The sequence below is a fragment of the Wolbachia endosymbiont of Mansonella perstans genome (assembly GCF_020278605.1).
In the GTDB taxonomy this organism is placed as follows: domain Bacteria; phylum Pseudomonadota; class Alphaproteobacteria; order Rickettsiales; family Anaplasmataceae; genus Wolbachia.
On record NZ_JACZHU010000057.1, the window covers coordinates 1 to 7,013 of the forward strand.

The 7,013-nt window shown below is 36.8% G+C and carries 5 protein-coding genes, 1 tRNA gene and 1 pseudogene; 2 read left to right on the forward strand and 5 right to left on the reverse strand.

The annotated features are described in order from the left end of the window. Nucleotides 1-387: 387 nt before the first annotated feature. From IHO13_RS03820 to IHO13_RS03840, 5 genes and pseudogenes are all read right to left on the reverse strand, one after another. Nucleotides 388-645, reverse strand: coding sequence for a hypothetical protein (locus tag IHO13_RS03820; protein ID WP_225538353.1), 258 nt, complete (start codon nt 643-645; stop codon nt 388-390). Nucleotides 646-1,123: 478 nt separating this feature from the next. Beyond that, nucleotides 1,124-1,399 (reverse strand): hypothetical protein, encoded by a 276-nt coding sequence (locus tag IHO13_RS03825; protein WP_225538354.1) that lies wholly within the window; start codon nt 1,397-1,399, stop codon nt 1,124-1,126. A 426-nt stretch (nt 1,400-1,825) separates the two neighbouring features. Beyond that, nucleotides 1,826-2,026: a hypothetical protein gene (locus IHO13_RS03830; RefSeq protein ID WP_225538355.1), complete on the reverse strand. Its 201-nt coding sequence runs from the start codon at nt 2,024-2,026 to the stop codon at nt 1,826-1,828. Between the two features lie 124 nt (nt 2,027-2,150). Further along, a pseudogene (locus tag IHO13_RS03835) lies at nt 2,151-2,339 on the reverse strand (ankyrin repeat domain-containing protein); the annotation flags it as partial. An 897-nt stretch (nt 2,340-3,236) separates the two neighbouring features. After that, nucleotides 3,237-3,309, reverse strand: a tRNA-Val gene (locus tag IHO13_RS03840). Between the two features lie 131 nt (nt 3,310-3,440). Here IHO13_RS03840 and gyrA point away from each other — a divergent pair. Next, the gene (gene gyrA, locus IHO13_RS03845; RefSeq protein WP_225538357.1) at nt 3,441-6,164 is read left to right on the forward strand and encodes a DNA gyrase subunit A; all 2,724 of its coding nucleotides are present in this window, start codon (nt 3,441-3,443) and stop codon (nt 6,162-6,164) included. Nucleotides 6,165-6,235: 71 nt separating this feature from the next. Continuing rightward, complete coding sequence (petA, locus tag IHO13_RS03850) at nt 6,236-6,835, forward strand: ubiquinol-cytochrome c reductase iron-sulfur subunit (protein ID WP_225538358.1); 600 nt, start codon at nt 6,236-6,238, stop codon at nt 6,833-6,835. The last annotated feature ends 178 nt before the right edge of the window (nt 6,836-7,013 follow it).

Here is a 7,013-nt window from a genome sequence, read left to right on the forward strand (position 1 = left end):
ATTGTAAAGTAGTTTTTTTCGTTTTCTATTGGGTAGCTTTTCTCTACTGTTGTCTCGTATCTTGTCAAAAGCATATAATGTTTTTAGCTTAGGCAAGTGGAGAAGGGAAGAACTCTTTAAGCTATCTTTTTGCCCGCAATTGGCAGGTTTGAGTGAATTTGTGATGTATTTTATTTACCTTTCCGGTGACGAAAGTTCTATAGATAGCCATATCAAAGCTCCAAAGTTATAAGTGGTTCTCAGGTGTCAATGAAGAATGATGCGATGATATTAACTATTTATTCTTGTCCCACCTGTAAGTAAACATGTAACTAGCTCGTAACTCCTTGCCGTCTTTTAGTCTGAGGGTATATAAGTCTGTGTCAACAGCTTTATTACATCCAATGTTTATAGTACTGACTCAACTTCTGCAATTGGACATTCAGCTAAAAAATCTTTAAAGTAATCAACGTGCTGAGCACTGGTTGTTCTAGGACTAGAGGATAGAGTTGATAGCAATACTGTATCATCAGTGTAGTTTGCGTTAATCTGATAAGCATCGCCAGTTTTTAATGAATCATTCCAACGATTAAACAACGCTTCGATACCTTGATCACTAGCTTTGACACAACTCCGGTCCCTGGTAAAAACTTGGACTACAACCACTAAGACCAGGCCAGCAAGTAAAAAACTTAATATTGAGATAACTTCTTTTTTACACGCCCTGTTTCACATACTACCCTACGAAAATTAAAAACGCTATTCTATAACACAAAAGTTAATTAGCTAAAAAAGCTAAGTTACTGCCTTATTAACAGGACAATAAAAAAGATTAGACGTACTGTCTATTCTCTAGGGCAAATTTCAAGGCATAGTAATTTTTCCTCTTTCTGTACCTGAGACTCTTCTTAACTCTTAATGCATTATCCAAGAATCCATTTGCTTTCTATCAGATTGACCTATTACTCAGAACACATCGATTTTCTAGATCTAAAAAAGATCCTTGCTCTATAGACTTACTAACTGGTAACCCTCCTAGTAAGCAATTCTTTCCTATTTTTTCATTACAGTTTTTTAGTTGCTCTAGCAAATCTTGACTGTTTATTTCTACCTTTATGAGATTTGTATCTTGCGTATCAGGGTATTATCTCACTTCTAGTTCTCTCAAACTAGTGGGAAAAGTTAATGCTATGTCACTACCATCTGTAAGATCTGTGTAATTCCTTATACCGTTTTCTATTGTAATTTCTACCTCACTTTTACCGATCTTGATTATACCTCTTCCATATCCCATTTCTCCCTGGGTTGATCCTAAATTCCTTGCTCCATCTGTAATCTCTGCAACGTTTATTACGCTGTCTCTAGAATACTCTAAATTAAGAAGTAACATTGTCCATTTTTGCATTACACAATCTACCACTTGCTGCACTTTTAACAATTTTCAGAAATTTCTGAGTACAATTAATATAATTTACATAAGCCCTCACCATATTAATTTTTGGTACTTAAGCTCAGGTTCCAGTGTATCAATGATTTTCTAGCTGTCTCCATTATAAAATACTACTCCTTTCGATATCAACTTATATATTATATTACTAGCAGTTTTGGGATCCTTCTCTAATGTGCTGATTCTTTGTTATTACACAATCTGCAAAGTTGTACGTACCTTGCATGTTGTTTCATATGAATGCATAGGAAAATTAAACCTCTTTTCAGAACTCATAGCTTCATCTACAATTCTTTCTAGTTGACTCATATTTTGAGCGCCAGATATTCCATCTAAAAACTTATTTAGCTTTATTTGTTGATTTAGTATACTCCATAAGGTAGATTTTACGAAATACTTTTACCCAGCACTATGAAAAGACCCACCACAACCTAAAAGTGAATTCCCTTCTTTGCTCGGATCAATTGCTCCTGACAATAAAAGTAAATCTACTGCTTTCTTATTAATAGCCCTAGCGCAGTTAAGTACTTTTGACCCACCTCCTCCGTCTTGAACACTGAAAATCATTTTTAGATCTTGACTATCCTTGTGTTTATCCAAAAGCTTTTTCAGACTTTCAGTGAAGTTAATGAAGCTAACAGTGTAATCTGAACAACCTTTATCTTAACTCCAGACACAATGTTCATATGCATTAAAGCATGCACCAAGTATACAACATAATTCTTCACCCAATTTCTTTATGATTGTCAGTTAAAAAGTATTCTTTGACATAATAGTGATAACTATCAATTGCGATTTCCAGTTGAGTCTTTCCTTGTCTATCACGTATACCAGGATCAGCTTTTTTCTCCAGAAGCAAATTTACATAGTCAGTGTGACCAATACTAGCAGCATAGTGCAATGGTGTTCTTCCTTCATCATCTTATATATTAGGACTAGCTTTTCCTTTCAGGAGAGAAGCTATATTAACAAGCATATCAGTATAGTGTAGGGGCGTCTTTCCTCCATCATCCTGTAATTATGATCAGCTCCCGCTTCTAAGAGCAAATCTATAGCACTATTATATTTTGCAGTTGTTTCACCTATAGACGATACTGCGTGCAATACTATTAACCCAGACTCTCTTCATTTTTAGGTTAAAAACAGTTTTAAGGTTTTTATTATTCTTACTATTTTGTAAGAATTCTGTAAGTTTTTCAATATAGTACTCGTAATTTCTGCCTTCCCTTGGATCGTAATAACATGGATCTAAACCTTTAAGAGTGCTTAACAATTCTTTATTTAACCTCCTCTGACTTTCTGTTAAATTAGATATGTAAGCAAACCACTTACATACTATATCCCAAACGACAATTTACTATCCATTAAAAAATGAGTGTCATGTGATAATAAAAGACGTTTTTTTATAAACTCATACTCCTCGTCTAATAGCTCATCTGTTTCTAACCAATCTTGTCTAGTGCTTAATTTCTCCCCTAGCTTACGCTCACTTGCTTACTACAGACTCTCGCACATGTTTCCATATTAACGTAGTGACACATATGCCACCTCCTAACCTAGATAGATAACATATTGTATACAATATACAGCATGAGTAAAGCTTAAATTTATATGTAGAATATATTTTTATACTAGTATCAAAGCTTGTTGCTTTTTTCAAAGCCAGCACCTACCTTTTTTAGAAAAACGGTAGAGGGTTATAAAAAGAAAGTAAAGGATTTTAAATAAATGATTAGATATAAAAAACAATGTTTATAGCTATTAAAACAGGCTATTATAGTGAATTTGTGATATACCAGAATTAATATAGTGGGCAATGACAGACTTGAACTGCCGACCTCCTCGGTGTAAACGAGATGCTCTACCAGCTGAGCTAATTGCCCCTTTAGTGTAATTCTATAGCTCAATATTATTATTGTAAACAAGAAGTAGGATAACATGCTGTCTAATTTATCATTGACCATTTGCTTAACTAAATGTTAATATTGCAGTTACTTCGATTAAAGTATAGAAAATGCAAAACAACATAGTACCAATTTCAATAGTGAAGGAGCTGGAAGATTCTTATCTTTCTTATGCAATGAGCGTAATCATAAGCCGGGCTATACCTGACGTGCGGGATGGGTTTAAACCAGTCCATAGGCGGATATTATATGCAATGTCAAAGGCAGGGTATGATGCTGGTAAGCCATATAAAAAGGCAGCTCGTATAGTTGGGGATGTAATGGGGAAATATCACCCACACGGTGATATGGCTATTTATGACTCCTTGGTCAGAATGGCTCAAAATTTCTCTCTTCTTTTACCACTTATTGATGGGCAAGGTAATTTTGGTTCAATAGATGGAGATCCTCCAGCTTCGATGCGATATACAGAAGCAAGGCTCCACAAAGTGTCGCATTTTTTATTGAATGATATAGATGAAGATACAGTTGACTTTAGGCCAAACTACGATGAAAATGAAACAGAGCCTGTTGTACTACCTGCAGAGTTTCCGAATCTATTGGTAAACGGTACAAGTGGTGTCGCAGTCGGTATGGCAACCAACGTTCCTTCTCATAATCTTGGAGAAGTAATTGATGCTTGTGTATTATACATAGATAACCCCGAAGTAACTTTAGATGAACTGCTCGAAGTGATGCCTGGCCCGGATTTTCCAACTGGCGGAACAATTCTTGGTAAATCTGGGATAAGGTTAGCGTTTGCCACAGGTCGAGGCTCAATTGTTGTACAAGGTAAAACTCATATAGAAGATCTGCCGCAAGGTAGGCAAGCAATAGTTATTGATGAAATACCTTACCAGGTAAATAAAGTAAAATTAATTGAGAAAATAGGTGAGCTCGTAAAAGAGAAAAAAATTGATGGCATAACTGAGATCCGGGATGAGTCCGATAAGTCCGGCATTAGGGTAGTGATTGATCTTAGGAAAAATACTGCAGCAGATTTCTTACTGAATCAAATACTGGGACTTACTCCTTTAAGAAGTAGCTTTAGTGTTAACACCTTGGTTCTGAGTAAAAACAGACCTGCTTTGATGTCATTGAAAGAAATCATAGCTGCTTTTGTTGACTTTAGAAAAGAAGTGCTAATCAGGAGAACAGAGTTTCGTCTAAGAAAAACGAGGGAAAAAGCTCATATATACGTAGGGCTCTATATTGCAGTTTTAAGCATAGATGAAGTGATAAAAATCATCCGTGGTGCGAAAAATCCTGAAGAAGCAAGCAAAGAGCTTTTAAATAGGGGATGGAAGGCTTCAGCTGAAATAAACACGATTATTAGCTTGATTTCAGACAGTGAGAGCTTTTTAAAAAACGGAGTGTACAGATTAACTGAGCTGCAGACGAAGGCTATTCTTGACATGAAATTGCAACGCTTAACAGGTCTTGAAAAAGGCAAATTAAAGGCTGAGCTAAATTCAATGATCAACCTGATAAAAGAATATATCGCTTTTCTTGGCTCAGAAGAAAAATTGATGAAAGAAATAAAGAATAATTTACAAGAGATAAAAAACAGATTTGCCGTACCGCGAAAGACTTCAATAGAAGAGTCAGGTCTAGACATTGAAGCTGAGGATCTCATTCCACAAGAGGATATGGTGGTAACCGTAACTATGAATGGTTACATTAAGCGCGTGAAGCTTTCTCACTATAGAACTCAGCGTCGTGGTGGAAAAGGAAAGCTGGGACAGGGATTAAAGGAGGAAGATGTAACCACGAGATTGTTTGTTGGAAATACCCACACTAGCCTTTTATTCTTTTCCAACAATGGCAGAGTTTATAGGTTAAAGGTTTATAAATTACCTCTTGCAGAGCCAACAGCACGTGGAAGAGCGCTTGTTAATATATTTCCTCTCGCTGAAGGTGAAACTATAACTAACATTATGCCACTTCCAAGTGAGAATGATGAAAATCAGAATATAGTCTTTGCTACTGCTCATGGAAACATAAGGCGTAACTCCTTAGCAGATTTTCACTATATTCCAAGTAATGGAAAGATAGCAATAAAGCTTGATGAGGGAGACGAATTAGTGTCGGTTAAAGTATGCAACGAAATTGATCACGTTTTACTTTCAACAACGCTTGGAAAAAGCATCAGATTTGTTGTAAGTGATGTTCGCCAATTCAAAAGCCGCAATTCAGATGGCGTAAGAGGCATCAAACTTGTAAAGAGCGATAGCGTGATATCCATGACCATACTAAACGGTATAGGTGTTACAACAGAAACAAAAGAACTTTACCTAAAAGTTCCACTTGCAAAAAGACTGGAAGCTGCTACTAATAACGTCATTGATTCTAAGTTAGAAAAGTCTTTGAACGATTTGGGAGTAGACAGTGAATTATTCTTAAAACTTGCGGTGAATGAGGAATTTATACTAACCATTACTGAAAATGGCTTTGGTAAAAGAACTTCTGCGTATGAGTACAGAGTAACCAATAGGGGTGGTGTTGGTATCACCAATATTCTTACCACCAGCAGAAACGGCAGTGTTGTTGCTAGTTTTCCAGTTGAGCAGGGTGACAATATAATGCTCATTACAGATAAAGGAAAGTTAATTCGCATTTCAGTTGATGGTATTAGAATCACAGGGCGTAGCACTCAGGGAGTTACCCTATTTAAAACAGAGAGTAAAGAAAAGGTGGTGTCAGCAGCAAAAATTGAAGATCCTGGTTCCACTGAAGATAGCACTTCTGAAAAGGTCGGAAACTCTGTCTCCCCAAGCTGTAGCAGCGACGGCTAAAAGTGCAAGTTTTTATTGATTAATCCATAGTATTTGAGCTAAAATATATATTTGTAGCTGAGTAGAGATCGATGGGCAAAAAATTAAATAAAAATGAAAAATTGTTGACAGACAAGGAGGCTAAAGAAGTAGCTCCTGTTAAAGGCCTCACTAAAAATAAGAGTAGGAGAGATTTTATAACATTAACTACATGTGCTATGGCAGGTATAGGAGCTGCTAGTGGACTTTGGCCACTAGTTAAGTCTATGAACCCCTCCGCTGAAGTTTTAGCGATGTCTACGGTCGAGGTTAATCTATCTGATATCCAAGAAGGGCAGGGGAAAAAAATAAGATGGCAAGGTAAACCGGTATTTATTCGCAGACGTATGAAACAAGAGATCGAAGCTGCAAGAGCAGTTGATGTAAAAGATTTGCGAGATCCCCAGCCGGATGAGCAAAGAGTATGCAAAGGAAGAGATGAGTGGTTAATTATAGTTGGAATATGCACCCATCTTGGGTGTGTGCCGGTTGATCATGCTACAAAGGACGGCAACGGCTGGTTCTGCCCTTGCCATGGCTCATATTATGATACATCAGGTCGAGTAATTGGGGGGCCTGCACCGAGAAATATGGCTATACCTGATTATTTTTTCCCAAGTAAAAATGTTGTAATAATTGGCAAAAAGGCTTAACCTAATAGATCTCTTGCATTATGGTAAGGGATTTTTAGGAGCGACACAGGTGGGCACCACAGAATACTTAGGGTGTCTCATCCGCTAACACGTAGTGGGATGATGGTGTCTTCTGGTAGGCTCAAATCATAATGTTCATATAGCTGCAACCCTATAGGTACCTTCTTTTATTCACTGC